Here is an 18,326-nt window from a genome sequence, read left to right as displayed (position 1 = left end):
ATCTGATTTCCCACTCACCAACCAAAGCAACAGGAGACTAAAAATGGCTGAGAAGACATTGGAAGACCTTTTCCTCGATACGGTGAAGGACATTTATTTTGCCGAGCGTCAGATTCTCAAGGCGCTTCCGAAGATGGCGCGCGCTGCGCAATCGCCGGACTTGAAGGCGGCATTCGAAAAACACAGGGACGAGACAGAGGTCCATGTGGAGCGTTTGCAGAATGTCTTTGAACTGCTCGGCAAGCCGGCGCGCGGCAAGACCTGTGAGGCGATCCAGGGCATCATCGCGGAAGGCGAGGAAATCATGGAGGAATTCAAAGGCTCGTCCGCGCTTGATGCCGGGCTCATTTCTTCGGCGCAGGCCGTGGAGCATTACGAGATCACCCGCTACGGCACATTGAAGACGTGGGCGGTTGAACTCGGCATGAAGGAAGCGGCCAAACTGTTCGAACAGACGCTGGGCGAAGAAAGCGCGACGGACACGGCGCTCTCGTCGCTTGCCCAGGCCAGGGCAAACGTGAAGGCCAAATCCAAGGCGGCGTGAGCGGTCCGTCACCTGGGAGGTGCCGCTCAAACCGGCGGCACCTTCGATTTCGCAGTTGTCTCTTTCATGCGAGGCTGAACCATGAGGCTGTTTCGCGACAATGGATTGGCGATTGTCCTTGTCCTGACTTCCGTATTGACGATCGGTGGTATGCTGGCGACCGGTTGGGCGGTTTACAATGAGGAGCTGGCGCAACATCACGCCATGCCTCTCACGTTTTTTTCCTATGCAAAGAGCGGTCATTTTCTCTCCGCTTTGTTCGAAAACTGGGAGAGCGAATTCCTCCAGATGTCGGCTTACGTGATGCTGACCGCATTTCTTTTTCAAAGAGGCTCGTCGGAGTCCAAGGATCCTGACAAGACTGCCTCGCAGGATGAAGACCCTGCCCAAAAAGAAGATGATCCCAAGGCGCCCTGGCCGGTAAAACTTGGAGGATTTATCCGTGCCATTTATTCCTATTCCCTGGGTCTGGCGCTGCTCTTCCTTTTTATCGTCAGTTTTGTCCTGCATCTGAAATACAGTGCCGACACGGCGGCGTTGGAAGCCGCCATGCACGGCGAGCCCGAGACGACGCTGTTTGCGCATTTGGGAAGTGTAGAATTCTGGTTTGAATCGTTTCAGAACTGGCAATCGGAGTTTCTGTCGACTGCGGTCCTCGTCGTTCTTTCCATCTTCCTGCGCTTTCGCGGTTCGCCGGAATCGAAGCCGGTTGCCGCTCCTCACAGCGAGACCGGCGGGTAGGGAGGAGGCATGGTCAAATTTTCGGACCAGGGAGACTGGCGGCACCTGTGCGTCGATATGCAGCGCGTTTTCGCCGAGGATACGCCATGGCATGTCGAATGGATGGACCGTATCAGCGAGGAGGTGGAGGCCGTGGTTCGGGCGGATGCCGCCCGCTGTATCTTCACCTGTTTTATACCGCCTAAAACCGTAGAAGAGGCTCCCGGTGCGTGGCGCGCCTATTATGAAAAATGGCCGATGATGACGCAGCAGGCCCTGCCTCCCGAGCTCATCGAGGTAATCCCCTCCCTATCGCGCTATATCCCACCCGCCCGTATCTTCCGCAAAAGCGTCTATTCGCCCTGGCAACATGGGGGTCTCGGCGAAATCCTGCGGAAGGAGCATGTATCGACGATTGTGATAACAGGCGGAGAAACGGATGTCTGCGTTCTCGCCACCGTTCTAGGCGCGATAGACCAAGGTTTCCATGTCATTATGGTAGAGGACGCGCTTTGCAGCGGAAGGGATGCGACACACGACGCAGCGTTAAAGCTGCTCTCCGGCCGTTATTCGACGCAGCTGCAGGTCTGCGATACGGCGACACTCCTCGGTGCTCTTCCGTCGCAATCCGCTCGGCGGTCCGTAAGATTTTCGTGAGCCAGCGTCACCATTCATCATCGCAGCAACGGAAGAAAGGGAACAAGCCTGGCCGAGCGCAGTTAGGGCACCAATCTTCCCAGCAACGGAGGTCCAGCCGTGACCCAGAGAGTCGATCACGAAACCAGCAACAGCCTGAATATCGAGGCTGCGACCCCGAAGGTCATCAAGATCATTGTGGGCGAGCGTACCGTGCTTGAGGGCGTTCTGAACACCGGCAGCGTGTTGACGGTGCAGACACGAGAGGGCGCCGAGCCACAGTCCATCGAACTTCTGATCGAGGACCTGGCACGGTGAAAATTGCGATTGTCGATCGGATTAACCCCTGAAATCACCCTCGTTGGTGTCCCGTTCATCGTAGTTCAAATCCCCAGTCTTTTTCGGGTTTTTTGACCCCGGGCGGCAGCTTGTTGGCGGTTGCGTCGTCCGAGCCGGTGATAACCCTTGGCTTCGCGCTCGCGACGCCGTTGTTATCAGAGGTTTTTTTGCCGCGCGCAAATTGCGGCTCGCTGTCCTCATGGATCTGCTTGAGCTTGTCGTCCTTGTTCATGACATCCTCCTTGATACCTCCCTAACCATTTTCCGGCGACAGTGTTCCCTCAGGCCTTCATCACGCCGGAACATCCTTCAGGCTGCATGGTTAGAAAACTGCGGGGATAGCGGGTCCCTCATTTCGGAAACCACAAGCGGAGATGAAGCGATGAGCCTACCAGACGATGACGCCAAGCCAGAGCCCGGTACGGATGACGCCCGTTCTGGCAATAGCGATGAAAGCCGCAAGGACAGGGAACAGACGAGAGAAAACGCGGAACGCATGATTGAACAGCGGCATCGGAAACAATCACCCGGCAGTGCGGAAAGTGCCTGAAGCCACGTTGTCGGGACGCGAGCGTAGACGCGGTCCGGGTGTTCTCAATGAGACCTTTGGATCGTCGCGGATTTCGCTATTGTACGTTGGCGTACAGCAACCAAGCGTCTGCCGAGCCATTTGCCCATGGTGAAAGGATGGGAAAATGGCCAAGCACGCTGTGAGTGGAGTTTCCGGAAACACATTAAATGATTCGCAGCTGGAGGTGTTGCGTATCGGTATTGCAGATCTGGCGCCGGCCTTGACGGCTTTTGCCCGCCGCTTCGTCAGGAATGAAGAGGATGTCGACGATCTCGTTCAAGAGACGATGTTGCGAGGACTGCGGTCCCTGCACGGTTTTACGCCCGGCACGGCTTTGAAATCGTGGCTCTTCACCATTTTGCGCAACACGTTCTGTACCCGCTACAAGGTGTCTAAACGCGAATGTGTAGGCTTGCCCGTTGGTATCGAGCAGACCATGTCTACCCCTGCCAGCCAGGAATGGCGTGTGCAGCATCAGGAAGTCATGCGGGCTATACGGGATCTCGACAAGGATCAGAATAAAGCTCTTCTGCTTGTCGCCGGAGGGACGAGTTACTCCGATGCCGCGGCCATTTGCGGCTGCCGGGTGGGCACCATCAAAAGCCGGGTGAACAGGGCAAGGGAATCGCTTCGGCGCAATCTTGACTAAAGTGTAATTTCTCACACTCGAGAGCGCCTTTCCGGCGGATCGCCGGAAATTTTCTTTCGGTGAGTTGAACCGCTCGCGCAAGACATTGCCGCCGCCGTTTTGTTTCTTTGCTCCTGTCAGCGGTCACCGATCGCAAATTGCAGGGCATAATCGTCATAGCTCGTGCCCTCGATACTGCCGTGCCGGAAAAAGGTTTCCCCCTGCACAGTCGGAAGACTGGTGAGGTTTGGCGAAAGGTTGGCGCGCATTTCCAGCCGTCCCGCGCTGAAATACCAGTCGATCGCCAGACACTGGGTTTCGCAGTCAAGGGAAACTCCCCTCTCGAAATCCGAGCACAGGAGCGGCCAGATGTACCGGCGCCGTTTCTCAAGCAATGCCTTCATCCTTTCCCTTGCCAGCTTCCCCTCGGTCGTTTCCGCCTCATCCCACTTCAGGGTCGAGATTTGCATCGTGTGCAGATCATTCGGATCCAGCACCACCTCTGGGGCCTCGGGAGGTAATTCGCCCTGGAAGCTTTCCGCCTGTTTCAGCCGATTCTTGATCTCCTGCTCCCGGTCGTTTTCAGGGTGGTCGGAGAAAAAGAAGAACGGGTTGGTCGAACCATGGTCGTCGCCCATGAACATCAGCGGCGTCTGGGGGGCGAGGAGGAGGATCGTCTCAAGCGTATCGAAAAGGGGAGGTTGTATCAGGGAACGCAGCCGCTCCCCGCGCAGGCGGTTACCGGCCTGATCGTGGTTATGCAGAAAGTTTACGAACCGGTGGGGCGGGAGATGGCCGCTGGGTTCACCGCTTCCGGCAAAATTATGAGAAGGCCGCGGGTGGCCCTGATAGACAAAGCCGGTTGCGAGCGAGCGGCGAAGACCGTCATAGGGCTGGTTGGCGAAATCCTCGTAAATGCCGCCGTCCTCATGCGTGGTGGCAACATGAATCACGTGGTGAAAGTCGTCGTTCCACTCGGCATCGACACCGACGAGGCCATCAGACGAAGGTGTCATGGGTGAAACTGCATTTCGCGCGTCTTCCGTAACGATATGGACATGCCTGCTCGTTATCGCCCGTTTCACGTGCCCCGCCATCTCGAACAGAAAATCGACGTCTCCGTCGCCGCCGGTGAGATGGTCGGCGGCATCGATCCGCAGCCCGTCAAACCGATATGTCTCTAGCCAGTAGAGCGCGTTCTGGAGAAAGAGCGACCGCACCTCGGCGCGGTTGAAGTCCGGCGCGGGTCCCCAGGGCGTCCCGCCCTGCTTGAAGAATCTGGGAGCAAACGCCTCAATTGCGTTCCCCGTGGTGCCGAAGTGGTTATAGACGACATCCAGCAGCACCATGATGCCGTGGGCGTGGGCCCTATCGATAAAGGCCTTGAGGTCTTCGGGCGTTCCATAATCTCGCTGGGGCGCGAACTGCAGAACGCCGTCATAACCCCAGCCGCGACTGCCCGAGAAGGTAGCAAGTGGCATGAGTTCGACAACCGTCACACCGATGCCTGCGAGATATTCGAGCTTCTCCCCTGCGGCCCCAAATGTTCCTTCTTTTGTAAAAGTTCCGACATGAAGCTCATAGACGACCGCTTCGAGCCACGGCCGGCCTTTCCAGTCGGGGTTTTTCCAGTGGAAGTCATGGTTGACGATAAGGGAGGGGCCGAGCGGGCCTTCGTCCTGCTGGTTGGAAGCGGGATCCGCAACCCTTGTCCCGTCATCCAGTATGAAGCCGTAGCGATCGCCGGCGGAGGTGGGTTTTGTGGCGTTATGCCAGCCGTTCCCGGCCGTTTGCATCTCGAATTCCGCGTCGTTCAGCCACAGTTTCACCGTTGCCGAGGCGGGTGCCCAGATGCTGAAATCCGTGTCGCCGGATTGATTGCGCTGCACACCCCATTTGCGATAATTCGCTGCATTCATCACCAGAGCCTCCTGTTGCCAGTGGCCTAACCTGTTGGTGATCCTGGGGTTCCCGCCTGCCGCCTGTCAGCTCTTATCTTTGCAAAAGTCTCGGGTCTGAAGTCGGCGACCGCGTTCTTTTTGCGCTTGCTGTTGCCAACAAGGCTCTCGAAAAGCGCCATATATTGTGCGGCACTCTTGTCCCAGGAAAAATTAGCCTGCATGGCCTGCCCCTGAAGCCGCCGGAAAAGTTCCCGGTCATTATAGGCGTTAATGGCGCGGTCCAGTGCTGCGCACAGATCGTCTGTATTCGCCGGCTCGAATTGAAAGCCTGTCGCCACGCCCGCTTCAATGGCCGCGTCATTCGCGTCGATAATGGTTTCCGCCAGCCCGCCCGTGCGGCTGACGATGGGCAGCGCGCCATATCGCAGCGCGTAGAGCTGCGTCAGCCCGCATGGTTCGAACCGCGAAGGCTGGATGATGAAATCCGAGCCGGCCTGGATCATGTGCGCCAGCCGTTCGTCATAGCCGATATGGGCGCAGACCAGCTCCGGATAACGCTTTGCCAGCGCCTGCAAACTGTCTTCCAGTGTCGTATCCCCCTCTCCGTGAATGATCAGCCTGCCTTTCCTTTCAATTATAAGGGGTACGACGTGAGGGAGGAGATCGATCCCCTTTTGCCAGGTCAGGCGACTGACCACGCCGAAGACCGGGCCCTGAGTAGGTGCAAGACCAAGGGCCTGGAGCAAGGCATATTTGTTGAGGCTCCGTCTCGTAGCCGTGGCAGCCGTGAAATTGGCGAGAATGTAAGGGTCCGTCGCCGGATTCCAGACGTCCTGATCGACGCCGTTGACGATGCCGCGCAGGTTCTCGCGCCGCTTAGCAAGCACGCCCTGCATTCCCATTCCCATTTCCGGTGTGAGGATTTCTCTTGCGTAAGTGGGGCTTACCGTCGTCACGGCCGATGCGGTCGTCAGGCCACCCTTCAAAAACGACATGTCGCCATAATATTCGAGGCAATCCACCGTGCAGAGGTGGGGCGGCAATCCGAGAACGCCCGCCCGTTCCAGTGGATATTGTCCCTGAAACGAGAGATTGTGAAGGGTAAGGACGGAAGGCACCTGCGGCGTTGCCTCGGCGAGGTAGACGCAGCTTAAGGCCGCGTGCCAATCATGCGCGTGAACGAGATCGGGCTTCCAGCCGTCAATCGCACCGACTGCGATTTTCGCTGCAACCTTGGAAAGGACCGCAAAGCGCAGATCGTTGTCGGAAAAAGGCTCGCCTTTTATGCCATAGGGATGGCCGTCCCTGTCGAACAGGTCCGACGCTTCCAGAAGCAGCAGTTGTTGACCGTCTGAGATAACGGGATAAACCGATACCGGCTGCTCAAGAACAGTTGCACTCAGACATGGCTCCTTTCCGCGGATAAGTGGCGTGAGCCTGCGGTACAAAGGCAGCAATGTACGAACATCCGCCCCCTGTCTCGCCAGCGCCTCCGGCAGAGCACCTGCCGCATCGGCCAATCCGCCGGTTTTGACGAATGGAAACATTTCGGCCGTCACGGCAAGAATCCGCATTTGGCGCCTCCAGGAACCGCATTGATCTTAGATTGCGAGGAGCCCGGAAACAGGTTGGTGACAACCAAGCCGCCTGCCGGGAACAGGCGGGCATTACCTGTCCTGCCGGTGCCCTTGATGGGTCGTGTTAATCTTTATGTTTGCCTGCCGGCCCGTCTGGGTCGAAGCTTTCTGTTCCTGGACAGATGAGGCGTCTTCCGTGCTCAGGCGGCCATTGTCACCGGGGCCCTGGTGGCTCCGGTTGTCTTCTGGAATAGGGAGAGTTTTCCGGGTCATTTGATAACCTCGTTCGGTATGAGTTCCTTGGAGCAACCCGAACCGTGCCTACGCAGGTTTGTTCCCGGTCCGCCGGCTGACTTTCATATCGGTGTCGTGTCGTTTCACGGATCGATCGACGGTCGGAACACGGCAACGTTCTGCCCACCCGCATGGCGAGATGCAGGATAATCGGAAACCTGGGAGGTGAAAAACTAAGCTGAAATCGTGACAGGATGCCACCCGTCAGACCTGGACGTCAGCCGACACGCAATTTGGTTCGGAAATAGAGAGCGGCCAATTGCTGGAGTTTCGACGGATCGACGACGCCGCGATCATACATTTTCAGGACATAGCGGGCGACGTCTGCAGGGCATAGAGCCGGATCGCGTTCTGCAGACACAACATTTTCGTAGGCTGCCTTAACGATATTGATGTCTTCGTTCAGAAAAATTCCAGCACTCAGGTATTCGTGATTGGTTTGCATTTCACCTCCTTGAAACGCGCTCGGCGTTTCACAGCATGAGGGAAGATGCATTTATCTTATAGAGAAACGACCAAAGGTAAATGTCCGCAAGCGTACCAACGACAACTGAGAACGGCCGTCGGGCCTAGCGAACGCCCTCGCTCGCAACAGCAGTCAGGTCGTCAAGCGCAGAATCAGAGCTGTATTTGCGCATAAATCGGGCGAGCATTCGATTGTTTTCCTCCTCGGGCACGCCGTAGAGATCGCCGGCATAGGTCTCAAGCATCTCGCGGTTCTTGATCGTAATTCGTCCCCTTTCGGAGCGAATGAACCCAAGGCTTTCCAGCACGTGGAGAGCGTCCGTTACGCTCGCGCGTCTGACTGCCAGCATGGTTGACAGGAATTCGTGGGTCAGTTGCAGCTGATTGCTTTCCACCCGGTCGTGGCACATCAGGAGCCAGCGGGCGAGGCGCTCCGTTACGGACTGGGTGGCGTTCGAAGATGCCGTGAATTGTATCTGTGTTCTTGAGACGTGCAGGGCGCAGACCAGAATGTCGAAGAATACCCGATGTTTTGAAACAAGCGCGTCAAACGACCTGATATCCATGAAAAGTGCTTCGCCCGGAGCTTGCATGACGATCTCGGTCAGGTTCGTTTGCGCGCCTGCTACGGCTCCCGCCGGCACGAACCCCTCTTTGCCGACAACTCCCGCCTCGGTCTTGCGTCCCGATTTGGTGACGACAACGACGGAAGCTATGCCGGATGACAGGAAGAAAACACCCTCGATGGCCCCGCCGGCGGGTATCAGCACGTCGCCCAGTGCGAGGTTGATAGACCTGCACGCGTCTGCAACCTCAACCCGGACGTCATCGGGTAAATGAGAAAGCAGAATATTGGCTTCGCCATGGCTATCGGGTTGCTTCAGCATGACACGTGCCTCCCTTTAATGTCTGATGCCTCCTCCTTGCGCCATCAAGGCGGAAACAATGTTTTCAATGTCTTCCGAACGCCTGGAGAGGACAAAAGGTCCCGGCTCGCTATCGATGACCGCTTCGGGTACGAAAAAAGATAGGGAATGGCTTCGCCATCCAACTGCTCGGTGAGGCGTAGCAGGATGTTTGCCTCGTAACGAACGTCGATAATCGCGGCGGTAAATTTCAGAGCGGCTTCACTCTCTATGAAACTTGCGGAATACGGTCCCTCGAGACCAATCTGAGCATGAAACCAAGCCATCCTGATTTCCGGCGTCACGGTATCAGTCATGCCAATGATTGCGATGGTGAGGCGTTTGACAGTCCGCATGCTTTACTCCTCGCATACCACTGCATGGGTGTGCCGTTCCACCTACCATAACGCCTGAGCAGGATGATTTCAGCCGCCCCGTAGTCCGAATTTATCAAATAAGCGCGAGAGGGCTGGCGCGGCGTTGGGCATCTCGTCCCGATGATGAAAACCTCTTGCGACGGTTTTCCTCGCCGCCGTCCCGCTTCGGGGGCGGAACAATTGCGGATGGGCGGGGGTGGGATGCCGCGCGCCCATGAGGAGGTATCGGATGCAGGCAAAAGACAATGACTTGGCTGATCCGCCACGGGAAAGCATCAGGCTTGAGCAGGATATAAACCGACCGGTAAGTGAAAGGCTCGATTCAAAGTTTTCACCCATCGGCGTAGATGACGGCGATTTTCGCCGCCGCAAACGCACCTGGAAAACCATGATGGTCTATACGCTTGTGATATTTGCGCTGGCGGCCGCCATTGCGCTCTATTTTTTAATCGTGACGCATCCCGGTCGCACCGCGTGAGCCGGCGCCGGCCCGTCATTTCGCCTAGACCTTACCCGCCTCCAGATTGCGACCATCAGTCGACGGTGGAACGCTGATTTCTGCGCCTCTGCGTCGCAGGGGAACATCCACCTGTTGGGGCACCGCCACCCTTACCTGAAGCGACCGGGACACCCGATTGGGGGCTGCGGTATCGGTCAGCGTCATATGGGTAGTTTGAGCGAAGCGTCTCGCCTCTTCGGTCTGCAGCATATCGTTCTCCAGCAGCTTTGCTGCCGCGAGCGCGAGATGTCGGCTGGGATAAACGCCTCTTATGATATCAGAGATGACGACGGCCCATCCATTTTCATGCGCCGTGATCTGGTATTCGATGTTCTTTTTCATGGTGTTCAAGCCTCCCTGTGTGGCAGCCCCTAACCACGATTGGAAGAGCTTGTTCCAGATATTGAAGGCGGATGCGGCGGATTGCTTTCGCTAAGTCGTCCCGGCAAGAATTTCGCCTGTTCGGCCATTCCCCGATGCAGCAAGGGACCCTCCTGCAAATTCGTACGGAAACGTACTCACTGTTTTCATGCGATTTTCCGCTGTTAATATGAACGCTGCATATTGTTGTTTTCGAGCAAGGGGCGAACCGGGCGAACCGCTATGCTTGGATCTGATTTTTTTGTTTATAACCTGCTATTGAAAACCCTGGGCATGCAAGGGCTGTCACGGCTCGCGTCTCGAATGGAGCACGTCGATCTGCCGGCGGGGTATCAGCTCGTTGCGCCTGGCGTGCCTGTTTCCCATCTCTGTTTCATCGAAACCGGTCTGGCATCCACCGTCGTTCATAACGATAGCGGTAAAAGCATAGAAACCGTGCTCGTCGGCCGGGAGGGGATCACCGGCTGGCCCGCTCTTCTGGGCGCGGAAACCACGCCGGATGAAACCGTCATGGGTGTCGGCGGCCGTGGCTTTCTGATCCCCGCCGTCGAACTGCGACAGGAGATGGAGAACGACGTGCGGCTGCGGGAGCTTTTGCTGGGCTATATCAATATCTGTCTGCTTCAGGTGGGCCAGCTTGTGCTGGCAAATGGGCAGTACAGTCTGCGCGAAAGGCTCGCGCGGTGGCTGCTGATGTGTCATGACCGGCTCGATACCGATGATCTGCCGATCACCCATGAGTTCCTCTCCACGGTTCTTGGCGTGCGGCGGCCGGGCATCACCAACGAGCTCCATGTTCTCGAAGGCATTCATGCCATCCGTGCCAGCCGAGGAAACGTCCGGATCGTCAATCGAAGCATATTGGAAGACGTCGCCGACACGACCTACGGCGTCCCGGAAAAAGAATATGAAAAACTGATAACTCGTATGCGGACGGACGTTGCAACGCCATCAGTCATTTCTGCCTAGCGCGTCGGCGAAGCGGACGACTTTCAATACTTCCTGCTGTTTATTCCGGATGATGATGCATCCTTCCGAGATGTCGCGCCCTTGCAGGACTGCCTCGCTCATCAGCGCCCGGGCATCTTGGAGCGCCTCCTCGATCGCCCGGTCGAGCGACGGCAGATCGCTGCCTTCCGGATCATCGAGGATGTTTTTGCCGCTGATCACGGTGAAGAAAAATCTTGGCATGTTGGTTCCTCAGGAACGACATGGTCGCCGTAGGCGCACCGCGGCTTGTCCTCAGCCGAAGTGTCGCAAATATTGGGCTTGTTTCTCAAGCCGGGCGGCAAGTTCGGAAATGCTCATATTGGTCGCGCATAAATGAATAGCGCATTCCAGGAATTGCAGTGACGAGCGCCTGATAAAGTCCTGCTGCTGCTCATAAGCCATTCTGGAGATGCGATCGGATTTGCCGGATTTGTCCGTCATCGACATGTTCCCTCGGATTGAATTTTCTCTCGCGTCTAACCGGGGCAACGCGAAATTGTTTCGAAAAAAGTTGCCACGCTGTGTCGTTGTCTTCGCGGAACATCGTCGCCGCAAAGAGGTTGGGTGGGTTCGCAACCCAACCGGAGGCAATGATGACCAATAATTCTCCACGAGACGGCGCTCCCGGCACCACCGACCAATCACCCCGTTGGGAGGGGCCGAAGGAAACCCGCCCCAGCGGCTACATGGAGCCCCTTGACGATCCCGAGCACGATCGGGAGGCTGTTGGGGAGAACGTCAAAAACCCACGTAAGAAGCGTGTTTCCGACGCAATAAAACGCGCGACGAGAAGTAATGCGCGGCTCGTCCGTTGCGACCGGAGGAAGACATGTCCACTTCAACAAAAATACCGGCCAGCATCCGTCAGGGCGGGCCGGGTGCATCGCATGAAAACGCGAAGGCACCCTTGGAAATCAAGAAACCCGCCGCAGATAACGACAAGCGTTCGAAGAGCAGGGTTTCCGGAGGAGGTCGTGGGCGTGACAGTCACCATACCCATGACCCATACCGAAAATCATGATTCGCCGGGAGAGAAACAGTGAAAAAGGCGAAAAAGAAAAAGAAAAAGAAAAAGAAATGGTCGTAGAAGGTGACCAAGGAAAGCGACGCGCTCGATCTTGAGAAAGACGTGTTCACAAAAAACGATGCCTCGGAGATTGCCAGATCGCCGAAGGCCTCGGCAGAGCAATCTGACAGGCGCAAGACCAATCAGGTCTGCGATGTCGATGCTGGTGTTTTATATCTACCGCGCCGGCGGGATCCTGCCGACCAACCGCAAAAAAGTACTGGAAGATGCGAAGGAGGAGCTTCGCAAGGAATTCGGCAAGCGGCGGTAGGACCGATCCTGCTCATTGATCGCCATCATTGCTCGTTCTGCCCGGTTGAGCGAAAATCGCTTCTCACGAAATATTAAATATAGGAACTCCTCTCGCCGTGCGTGGTTGGCCTAGTGCGTGCCACAAGGCGCGCAAGTGACAAATCACCAAAATGAGGAGTACATATCATGGCAAATCAAGGTAGTACGCACGAACAGCACGTGAAGGCCGGCCAGCAAAGCCACAAGAACAGCGACAATCGTTCGCAGTCGGCATCGGCCTCTAAAAGTGGCGACAATGGCAAAGGCCGCGGTGGCACGCATGAGCAGCACGTGAAGGCGGGCCAGCAGAGCCACAAAAATTCCTGGCGCTAGAGAACTGGAACATCCCCCCTCGCGTCACGGGGATTTCTTCGTTTCGGTTCCGGCATGAGCCAGGTACGCCACATGCCTTTTGCCCCCGTGCGTTTTTTTGGCATCGACGTGGCGATCCACAAAGTGACGAACGTATCCTTCCCCACTGCTCGCCGGAATTGCATAGGCAAACGTAAGGACTGCAATTCATACCGATCGTGGCGGCGCACCCAGTCCATTCCTTCGACTTCATTGCGTCTGTTGATTTGCGTAACGGATTGACCCACTTGTGCGTTTTTGGGGTGACCCACCTTATCGGCAACTTGTTAGCTATCCTCCGATCTTAGCCATTTGCGCTGGATCAGCGCCAGATTGAAAAGCAGCTCAACTTGCGATAGAATTCGAAGGATCAGTTCAAAGCCATGGATCTTACAAGTCTCCGTGCGATCAGGCCCCCGCAACCAATATCCCTGCGATTCCAATAAAACCCCATCACGAGGCTTTTTGCGTTTTTGCCCTTCGATCGCCTGGCTCGGCTCAACAGTTCTTCGAGTATTGCCCTCTCGTTGAGGAACTCTGTTTTCCTCTTGCCCGAAGCAAACGTCAGGATCGCGTCAGATCGCCGCGTAGTACGATAACCAGTTCCGCACCATCGGGCACGAGATCAATGCGGTTTACCAGCGTGCGAAGCTTGTCGGCCGCCTGTGCCCTCGTCGCCTCGTTGCCAAGCTGGTCGTGAAGAGCAGCGATCTCCTCATGATAAAATTTTGCCAGATTGGGATGCCGCAGGGGAGGTGGCTCCTCCGCATTGCGGATTTCGGATTACATAGAGGTTTCCGATGACCATGACACGTTTTTCCTGCAGTGAAGTCGATCTTGACGTTAGCAAGGCAAAGAAAGCCGCCCAAGCGGGATCCGTGACGATCACCCATCGCGGCAGGCCATCTCATGTGTTGATGACGTAACGCGAGTTCGAGCGCCTCATCGGAAAGCGCCGCAACCTCGTCGACGACGCAAGAGCACTAACGGCTGATCGCCACCAAATCTCGTCGCCATGTTCCGCACTATGAACTGGCAAATGCTCTGGTCTACAATGCTGGCGCGCAACGCTCCCGAAACACTCCTAAACCCGCGCTTCCAGAACCATGTTGAAAGGCCCGGTGAAGGCTCGCCTGACGCTGGAAAAGCCACCCGAACGAATGACCTCTGAGAGCTTAGCTTCGCCAGCCTGAGCTCCCAATCCTTCACCAACCTCCTGGTCAAGTGACGTTGGCACGCAAATCATGGTTGATGCATTGTAGTAAAGGCGGCCGACAGGATTCATATTGTCCGCCGGGCGGTCGCCCGAGATAGGTTCGACGATCATCCAGGTGCCGTCATTTTTGAGGATTCGCGACATGTGCCCCGCACACCCACGCGGATCACCCATATCATGCAGACAGTCGAAACTGGTGATGAGATCGAAATCCGTATCCTTGATGTCTTTGGCCGTCGCCGCCACGAATTTCACCCGGTCGTCCACCCCATGGCTTCGGGCATGCTTGTTGGCCTCTTCTATGGATGGCTCGTGGAAGTCATAGCCTGTGAAGCTGGCGTTGGGGTACGCCTCGGCCATAAGAATTGTCGAGAAGCCGACGCCACAGCCGACATCGGCGACCCGGGCGCCCTTCACCAGTTTGTCCTCGACGCCATGAAGGGCGGGCAGCCACGATTGGACAATATTGTTCACATATCCCGGCCGAAAGAACGCGCCCGTTGCGCAGAACAGGCAAGCTGCAGTGTCACCCCATCGCACCCCGCCGCCGGTCCGGAAGCTGTGCTCAACCTTGGGCTCTCCCTCGATCATCGCCGCGACCAGATCGAAAGCCCCTTCGAGATAGACGGGGCTGTCCTCGTTGACGAACACCATCGCCTGCTCGGGTGAGAGACTGAACATCCCGGAACCGCTGTCGTAGTCGATGTAGCCGTTTGCCGCCTGTGCCAGCGCCCACTCCCTGACGTAGCGCTCCAACAGGTTACCGGAGGCTGCCGCAAGGCCTGTGGATGTTAGCGGTCCGGCGCGGTGCAACGTATCGAACAGCCCCAGTCTCAAGCCAATCCTGACAGTTGGAACACTGAAGGCTCCGCCTAGATCGCCCAGTATTTTGCCAATAAAAGAATTCAGTTTTGTTTCGTCGAGCTGTGTCATTTCATTCCCCCCAATTATTTGAGTTGGCGGGCAAAGGCTGACCGAGAATTTACGCGTCAGTGAATGCTCGTAGGCGAAGTACGATAGCCGAATACCCAGAATTTGTCACGCAAACCAATATCGCTCTATCGGTGGTCCGCTCCTGACTAGCGTTACAGGTAAGAGTGATGGACGATGGCGCGGGGAAGTCGTAAACTGGCTTGAAGACCAGGCAACGATATACTCCCGGGAGGAAGCAATGCCTATCTTCATGGACCGGCACGAGCTTGCCGGAGTTTCAGCGGCGGATATCGCCGCGGCACACCTTAAAGATCTCAACATTCAGGATCAGTACGGCGTCAGGTTCCTGACCTACTGGTTTGATGAAAGGCGTGGTACGGCCTTTTGCCTTATCGATGCTCCAGACGCTGAAACTGCGCAGTGCGTACATCGGGAAGCCCACGGATTTGTCGCCAGTGAAGTTGTGGAAGTCGCTCTGTCCGCTGTGGAAGCGTTTCTCGGGCGAATACAGGATCCCTTGTCGCTTGCTACCATCTCGAAAGATATGGATGCCGGCCACCGTGCGATCCTGTTCACTGATATTGTCGGTTCAACCGAGATGACGGCCCGCCTTGGCGATCGTATGGCGGCGGAACTAGTCCGCGCACACGATGCCCTGGTTCGTGGTTGTCTCGGGCGACGGTCGGGGCGGGAGGTCAAGCACACCGGCGACGGCATAATGGCTGTATTCTCGTCCGTACCGTTTGCCGTGGATTGCGCCATTGATATCCAGCGCGAGTTCCATCGCTACAACAGCGGCAACGGTGAGCCCATTCACGTCCGCATTGGACTGGATTGTGGTGAGCCCATCGAGGACAGCAATGATTTCTTCGGTGCGACCGTGCAACTGGCAGCCAGGCTCTGTGCCGCGGCCGAGAGCGACCAGATCCTAATATCGGACAAGGCCTTCCAGGAATATGGCAGCGCCGATGTCCTCGTCCATGGCAATCATTACAGACTGAAAGGATTTGCCGAGCCAGTCATCGCCTATCGTTGCGAGTGGCTGCACTAGCGACGTGATTTGAAATCCGATGTAGAAATGACCATCAAATGGTAATCTGCGTTGAGCCACCGTGCGGTTTGTTCGGTCGGGCAACACCGGCCTGATGTCTGGCGGGGTGCGGACACTTGCACCACCGCTGGGCGGCCGCTCTGCGAAGCCGGAAAACTCTAGCCTCAGCTGGTCCAGAAACCTGGGGCGGTTCAAAAATGGGCCGGACTCTAATTTATTCTGGAGGAAATTCTCAGTGGCAGGTCACGGTCACTTTGCAATTCAATGTCGCCTTGGTTGGGAGCATATTGATGAAAAGTGCGGCATTAGATAGAAAAACCACAGAATTCCATTTCAGGCACTGATTTCCATGGCTAATTTGGGAAATCTATAAACGTTGCATGGCATCGGCCGCAAATAATGTACGTTGCGCCGCCAAGCGGTACGCTGCAATAGCGCTGGCAAGAGCGCGATCAAGGATCGATGGAATGGACTTGGCGTATCGCCTCCCGGAGGAATTCTTCACAGAGCGGTTTCTAGTCAGGCGGGTTCAACCATCTGATGGCGACGCAATCTTTGCTGGTTGGGCAACTGATCGTGAAGTGACGAAATATCTCACTTGGCGTCCGCACACAGACCTTTCCCAGACGCAGGAAGCTGCGGAACGCTCCTATCTGGAGTGGGAAGGTGGCTCCACGTTCCCAGCGGTCATTTGCCGACGCGAAGTGCCGAGCGAACTTGTTGGAAGGATTGACGCGCGACTGGCGGGACCGCGAGTTTCCTACGGTTGGCTTGTCCGGAAGGATCACTGGGGACAGGGCGTTGCGACTGAAGTGGTAAAATGGGCAATCGAGCATGCCCTTACCCATCCGATGATCTATCGCACCGAGGCAGCTTGTGATGTCATGAACGTGGCCTCAGCACGTGTGATGGAAAAGGCTGGTATGACCCAGGAAGCGTTGCTTCGGCGGTATCTTTTCCATCCAAATTTGTCGAACGAACCAAGGGACGCTTTCCTGTATTCCAAAGTTCGCTGAGACCGTCCCGGGTTACCAATCCGGCTGTAGCTTCCCGCATAAACCAACTGGGTCTCTCACGAGCGACTCCTGCGCGAAATCCAAGGTAAAACCTGGATCATGTTCAGGATGATACGCATACAGCTCTAATCTCCCCGCGGCCTTCAGTCGCCGGACGGTGTCAACATCAGGATGCGCCCGCCCTAATCGTGGCGATTCTTCACGAATGAATGGATCTCATGAAGCTGTTGGCTAATCGTGTGAACGAATGATATTTCGGTGAAGGGAGATTATCTGCGCGAGACGGATAAATCGTTGTTATAGCATGGTCGCAAAGAGGGGCGCCTGTTTGAACCCGCCTCAAGGCGTAGTCTTCGATTAGGTTTGTTGGATAGCATCGCTAATTTCACTTCTCGCTCATGACGGCTCCGCCATCGCTGCATAGATGGCCCGACTGATATCGGTAGAAAACCGCCCGGCGCCGGACATGCCTTCAAATGCGGTATTGGTCAGGGCCACAACTGTCAGGCCGTTGCTTGGGTCAGTGAACCAGCTATGCCCGTAGGCCCCGCCCCAGCGCCAAGTGCCTGCCGGCTCGGCCACGCCTGCGGCCTGGCTGTCGCGCAGCACCGAAAAACCGAGACCATAGCCCCAGCCCGGCGATCCCTCGATGTCGATCCCGGCTATCTGGTCGCGCGCCATCACGGAGGCATGATCGGCAGTCATCATATCACCGCCGCCCTGCCGTAACGATTCTATCAGCTGCAACACATCGAAGGCTGTGCCGACCATACCGGCGCCGCCTGAAGGAAAAGCCTTGGTATCAAACACCCGTGATGGATCCATCAGCACGCTTGCCATACCGGGGAGCAATGGCAAGCAGTCCGGTTCGTGCATACGGCGGGGACGTGGCGTGGCGTCCGCGTATGCAGCCGTAACCCGGGATGGATCGGAAAGCGCAAAACCGGTATCCTTAAGACCGAGCGGCTCGGTGACGAGCTTGCGGATGGACTCCGGCAAGTCGAGCCCTGTTGCCGCCTCAATCACCGCACCCACAACATCTATCCCCAACGAATAGCGGAATGCCGACCCCGGAGCGAAGGAGAGGGGGACGCCGGCAAGGCGCCGGATGTTGTCGGCAAGCGTCAGGTCGGAGCGGTCCATACCGTCCGACACGCCTGCTTGGGCGAGAGGCCCGCCTTCCGGCTCAAAAAAGCCGTAGCTGAGCCCTGCGCTGTGACTGAGCAGATGACGCAAGGTGATAAGAGCCGGTCGTCCCTCGAAGGTCGGCGTGAACGCCGGTAGCCATTCCGTGATTGGTCGATCGAGATCCAGTGTCCCGCGACTGACCAGCGCTAGGGCAGCCGCAGCGGAGAAGAGTTTCGAGACGGAGGCCAGTCGGAAGATAGCGTCAGTTCGCATCTCAGTGCCGGCATCCCGGTCGGCGAGCCCTGCTGCGCGGCAATGTATTGTTTTGCCGTCGAGTGCGACAAGGACGACAGCACCGACGATGCGTTCGGCTGCAATCGCGCCGTCTATCACAGCGTCCAGGCGCGATACGATCGAAGAATTTGAGGATGTCATGAGAGTTTCCTT

At 56.7% G+C, this 18,326-nt stretch carries 21 protein-coding genes and 5 pseudogenes; 15 read left to right on the top strand and 11 right to left on the bottom strand.

The genetic code is table 11. The features are described 5' to 3' along the window. The first annotated feature begins 43 nt into the window (after nucleotides 1–43). From RBH71_RS03660 to RBH71_RS03645, 4 genes are all read left to right on the top strand, one after another. Nucleotides 44–544, top strand: a complete 501-nt coding sequence (locus tag RBH71_RS03660; protein WP_003519016.1) for a ferritin-like domain-containing protein — start codon at nucleotides 44–46, stop codon at nucleotides 542–544. Between the two features lie 81 nt (nucleotides 545–625). Then, on the top strand, nucleotides 626–1,285 hold the full coding sequence (locus RBH71_RS03655; protein WP_003519015.1) for a DUF6766 family protein: 660 nt from the start codon (nucleotides 626–628) through the stop codon (nucleotides 1,283–1,285). A 9-nt stretch (nucleotides 1,286–1,294) separates the two neighbouring features. After that, nucleotides 1,295–1,921: an isochorismatase family cysteine hydrolase gene (locus RBH71_RS03650; RefSeq protein WP_323687104.1), complete on the top strand. Its 627-nt coding sequence runs from the start codon at nucleotides 1,295–1,297 to the stop codon at nucleotides 1,919–1,921. 99 nt (nucleotides 1,922–2,020) lie between these two features. Then, entirely contained in the window at nucleotides 2,021–2,218 is a 198-nt protein-coding gene (locus RBH71_RS03645) for a hypothetical protein (protein WP_003519000.1), read from the top strand. A gap of 21 nt (nucleotides 2,219–2,239) precedes the next feature. On the opposite strand, the pseudogene RBH71_RS03640 reads toward RBH71_RS03645, so the two are convergent. Then, a pseudogene (locus RBH71_RS03640) lies at nucleotides 2,240–2,471 on the bottom strand (hypothetical protein). 150 nt (nucleotides 2,472–2,621) lie between these two features. Between RBH71_RS03640 and RBH71_RS03635 the strand changes: the two are divergent. Together RBH71_RS03635 and RBH71_RS03630 are read left to right on the top strand one after the other, a co-directional pair. Then, complete coding sequence (locus tag RBH71_RS03635) at nucleotides 2,622–2,789, top strand: hypothetical protein (protein ID WP_162649015.1); 168 nt, start codon at nucleotides 2,622–2,624, stop codon at nucleotides 2,787–2,789. A gap of 145 nt (nucleotides 2,790–2,934) precedes the next feature. After that, on the top strand, nucleotides 2,935–3,459 hold the full coding sequence (locus RBH71_RS03630) for a sigma-70 family RNA polymerase sigma factor (protein ID WP_323687103.1): 525 nt from the start codon (nucleotides 2,935–2,937) through the stop codon (nucleotides 3,457–3,459). 116 nt (nucleotides 3,460–3,575) lie between these two features. Here RBH71_RS03630 and treZ read toward each other — a convergent pair whose 3' ends face one another. The 5 genes and pseudogenes from treZ to RBH71_RS03605 form a co-directional block, all read right to left on the bottom strand. Further along, a complete protein-coding gene (gene treZ, locus RBH71_RS03625) occupies nucleotides 3,576–5,357 on the bottom strand; it encodes a malto-oligosyltrehalose trehalohydrolase (protein ID WP_323687102.1) in 1,782 nt (593 codons plus the stop codon). A gap of 26 nt (nucleotides 5,358–5,383) precedes the next feature. Further along, nucleotides 5,384–6,913: a glycogen synthase GlgA gene (gene glgA, locus RBH71_RS03620; protein ID WP_323687101.1), complete on the bottom strand. Its 1,530-nt coding sequence runs from the start codon at nucleotides 6,911–6,913 to the stop codon at nucleotides 5,384–5,386. 514 nt (nucleotides 6,914–7,427) lie between these two features. Continuing rightward, the gene (locus tag RBH71_RS03615; RefSeq protein ID WP_003518990.1) at nucleotides 7,428–7,655 is read right to left on the bottom strand and encodes a hypothetical protein; all 228 of its coding nucleotides are present in this window, start codon (nucleotides 7,653–7,655) and stop codon (nucleotides 7,428–7,430) included. A gap of 124 nt (nucleotides 7,656–7,779) precedes the next feature. Next, nucleotides 7,780–8,562 carry a Crp/Fnr family transcriptional regulator gene (locus RBH71_RS03610; RefSeq protein WP_003518989.1) on the bottom strand — a complete coding sequence of 261 codons (783 nt, stop codon included), beginning with the start codon at nucleotides 8,560–8,562 and terminating at the stop codon, nucleotides 7,780–7,782. A 15-nt stretch (nucleotides 8,563–8,577) separates the two neighbouring features. Next, nucleotides 8,578–8,936: pseudogene (locus RBH71_RS03605) on the bottom strand (hypothetical protein). 250 nt (nucleotides 8,937–9,186) lie between these two features. Here RBH71_RS03605 and RBH71_RS03600 point away from each other — a divergent pair. Further along, on the top strand, nucleotides 9,187–9,435 hold the full coding sequence (locus RBH71_RS03600; RefSeq protein WP_323687100.1) for a hypothetical protein: 249 nt from the start codon (nucleotides 9,187–9,189) through the stop codon (nucleotides 9,433–9,435). Nucleotides 9,436–9,459: 24 nt separating this feature from the next. On the opposite strand, the gene RBH71_RS03595 is transcribed toward RBH71_RS03600, so the two are convergent. Next, nucleotides 9,460–9,798, bottom strand: a complete 339-nt coding sequence (locus tag RBH71_RS03595) for a hypothetical protein (RefSeq protein ID WP_323687099.1) — start codon at nucleotides 9,796–9,798, stop codon at nucleotides 9,460–9,462. A 261-nt stretch (nucleotides 9,799–10,059) separates the two neighbouring features. On the opposite strand from RBH71_RS03595, the gene RBH71_RS03590 reads away from it, so the two are divergent. Continuing rightward, nucleotides 10,060–10,806 (top strand): Crp/Fnr family transcriptional regulator, encoded by a 747-nt coding sequence (locus RBH71_RS03590; RefSeq protein WP_323687098.1) that lies wholly within the window; start codon nucleotides 10,060–10,062, stop codon nucleotides 10,804–10,806. Here the strand turns inward: RBH71_RS03590 and RBH71_RS03585 are convergent. Beyond that, on the bottom strand, nucleotides 10,789–11,028 hold the full coding sequence (locus RBH71_RS03585; RefSeq protein WP_006315847.1) for a DUF6894 family protein: 240 nt from the start codon (nucleotides 11,026–11,028) through the stop codon (nucleotides 10,789–10,791). The genes RBH71_RS03590 and RBH71_RS03585 overlap by 18 nt on opposite strands. Before the next feature lie 51 nt (nucleotides 11,029–11,079). After that, nucleotides 11,080–11,268: a hypothetical protein gene (locus tag RBH71_RS03580; RefSeq protein ID WP_111800619.1), complete on the bottom strand. Its 189-nt coding sequence runs from the start codon at nucleotides 11,266–11,268 to the stop codon at nucleotides 11,080–11,082. A 152-nt stretch (nucleotides 11,269–11,420) separates the two neighbouring features. On the opposite strand from RBH71_RS03580, the pseudogene RBH71_RS03575 reads away from it, so the two are divergent. From RBH71_RS03575 to RBH71_RS03555, 5 genes and pseudogenes are all read left to right on the top strand, one after another. After that, a pseudogene (locus tag RBH71_RS03575) lies at nucleotides 11,421–11,606 on the top strand (hypothetical protein); the annotation flags it as partial. A 50-nt stretch (nucleotides 11,607–11,656) separates the two neighbouring features. Beyond that, complete coding sequence (locus RBH71_RS03570; RefSeq protein WP_111790949.1) at nucleotides 11,657–11,848, top strand: hypothetical protein; 192 nt, start codon at nucleotides 11,657–11,659, stop codon at nucleotides 11,846–11,848. Nucleotides 11,849–11,917: 69 nt separating this feature from the next. Beyond that, nucleotides 11,918–12,164, top strand: a pseudogene (locus tag RBH71_RS03565) (DUF3175 domain-containing protein). A 167-nt stretch (nucleotides 12,165–12,331) separates the two neighbouring features. Further along, nucleotides 12,332–12,517: a hypothetical protein gene (locus RBH71_RS03560; RefSeq protein ID WP_323687097.1), complete on the top strand. Its 186-nt coding sequence runs from the start codon at nucleotides 12,332–12,334 to the stop codon at nucleotides 12,515–12,517. A gap of 818 nt (nucleotides 12,518–13,335) precedes the next feature. Continuing rightward, nucleotides 13,336–13,458, top strand: a pseudogene (locus RBH71_RS03555) (type II toxin-antitoxin system Phd/YefM family antitoxin); the annotation flags it as partial. Nucleotides 13,459–13,619: 161 nt separating this feature from the next. Here RBH71_RS03555 and RBH71_RS03550 read toward each other — a convergent pair. Next, the gene (locus RBH71_RS03550) at nucleotides 13,620–14,684 is read right to left on the bottom strand and encodes a class I SAM-dependent methyltransferase (RefSeq protein ID WP_013762449.1); all 1,065 of its coding nucleotides are present in this window, start codon (nucleotides 14,682–14,684) and stop codon (nucleotides 13,620–13,622) included. A 238-nt stretch (nucleotides 14,685–14,922) separates the two neighbouring features. Between RBH71_RS03550 and RBH71_RS03545 the strand changes: the two genes are divergently transcribed. Both RBH71_RS03545 and RBH71_RS03540 read left to right on the top strand, forming a co-directional pair. After that, entirely contained in the window at nucleotides 14,923–15,735 is an 813-nt protein-coding gene (locus RBH71_RS03545) for a nickel-binding protein (protein WP_003518975.1), read from the top strand. Nucleotides 15,736–16,202: 467 nt separating this feature from the next. Then, nucleotides 16,203–16,751: a GNAT family N-acetyltransferase gene (locus tag RBH71_RS03540; RefSeq protein WP_013762451.1), complete on the top strand. Its 549-nt coding sequence runs from the start codon at nucleotides 16,203–16,205 to the stop codon at nucleotides 16,749–16,751. A gap of 396 nt (nucleotides 16,752–17,147) precedes the next feature. Here the strand turns inward: RBH71_RS03540 and RBH71_RS03535 are convergent, their stop codons facing one another. Next, on the bottom strand, nucleotides 17,148–18,314 hold the full coding sequence (locus RBH71_RS03535; RefSeq protein ID WP_323687096.1) for a serine hydrolase domain-containing protein: 1,167 nt from the start codon (nucleotides 18,312–18,314) through the stop codon (nucleotides 17,148–17,150). Nucleotides 18,315–18,326 lie beyond the last annotated feature (12 nt).

It is taken from the genome of Rhizobium sp. AN68 (assembly GCF_030758035.1).
Classification (GTDB): Bacteria; Pseudomonadota; Alphaproteobacteria; order Rhizobiales; family Rhizobiaceae; genus Agrobacterium; species Agrobacterium tumefaciens.
The sequence above is the reverse complement of the archived record's forward strand: the minus strand, read 5'-3'. Positions and strand labels throughout refer to the sequence as shown.